Genomic DNA, 1376 nt, shown 5'->3' with positions numbered 1-1376 from the left:
GGTTGCAGGGCTTCGTCGACGCGCTGGTCTCCGGTGGTGCGACGCTGGCCGCGGCGTTCAATGCCGCACTGGCCAACTTCCCGAGCCCGGCGGCGTTCGTGGCGGCCTTCGCGAACGCGTTGGCGGCGATCAACCCGACCCTGGGCATCCTCACCGACACGTTGACGACGCTCACCGGTCAGCTGGGGGAGACGATCCGGGCGGGTATCGCGGCCGGTTCGACCGCCTTCCAGGCGGTGATCGCGGCCCTCGGCGACGGTGGCAGTGCGCTGTTCGCGGCGTTCCAGGCGGCGTTGGCGGCGTTCCCCAACCCGGCGGCCTTCATCAACGCATTGGTCGACGTCCTGGGCAACATCAATGTCAACCTCGGATTGGCCTTGCAAGCCGCGCTGAACCTGAACCTCGATGGTGCGCAAGCGATCATCGAGGCATTGGCCAACGGCGGTGCGCAATTGGCCGCGGCGTTCAACGCCGCACTGGCCAACTTCCCGAGCCCGTCGGTGGTCATCAATGCAGTCACCGGGGCACTCGGTGGCGGACTGGAGATCGCGCAGCAGGTCTTCAACAACGGCGCGGCAGTCCTGACCGCCGGACTGAACGCCGGTGTGGCAGCGGGTAATGCCCTGATCGGCGCGCTCAACAACGGGCTGATCGTCGGTGGTGCCGCGCTGGATACCGCGATTCGCACAGCGCTCGCGACACTGCCGTCACCGGAAGCCGTCGTGAACGCCCTGGCAACCGCCGGTGCACACATCAGCGCTCAGCTGACCGCGCTGGCCCGGTCGATCAGCGCCAGTCTGTCGGCGGCGATCAACATCAACATCGGCGGAATCCACATCGGTGGCGGCATCAACGCCGGCGGTGGTGCCGGTGCGGCGGCAGCCCTGGCTGCCACCGGTGCCGCGGCAGGGGCGGCCGTGAGCGGTGTCAACGACACGGTGACGAGCATCGCCGGCAACGCGCCGACGGTCTCGTTGAAGGTCAAGGACGCAGCACCGGCGCCGACGAAGAAGGCATCCGACAGTGCCGCGCCATCAGTGTCGCTGCCGTCGCTGCCCAAGGTGTCGCTGCCTGCGCCGCCGAAGGTGTCGCTGCCTGCGCCGCCGAAGGTGTCGCTGCCTGCGCCGCCGAAGGTGTCGCTGCCGTCGCTGCCCAAGGTGTCGCTGCCGTCGCTGCCCAAGCCGGCAAAGGACTCCTCGGATACCAAGGCGTCCACCGACACCAAGGCGTCGTCCGACTCCAAGAGCGACAGCTCCAAGGGATCGAGCACGCCGAAGAAGCGCTCCGGTGGGTCCGCTGGCAGCGCGAAGAAGAGCGGCAACGCCGCCTGATCGCATGACACAACGCACCGTGGCCCCTTCCTCACGGAAGGGGCC

General features: G+C 68.5%; 1 pseudogene. It reads left to right on the top strand.

Annotated features, from left to right (window positions below):
- Nucleotides 1–1331, top strand: a pseudogene (locus tag MSZK_RS32540) (hypothetical protein); the annotation flags it as partial.
- Nucleotides 1332–1376 lie beyond the last annotated feature (45 nt).

The sequence above is a fragment of the Mycobacterium sp. shizuoka-1 genome (assembly GCF_002723835.1).
Taxonomy (GTDB): Bacteria; Actinomycetota; Actinomycetes; order Mycobacteriales; family Mycobacteriaceae; genus Mycobacterium.
This window is presented reverse-complemented; position numbering and strand designations above follow the sequence as displayed.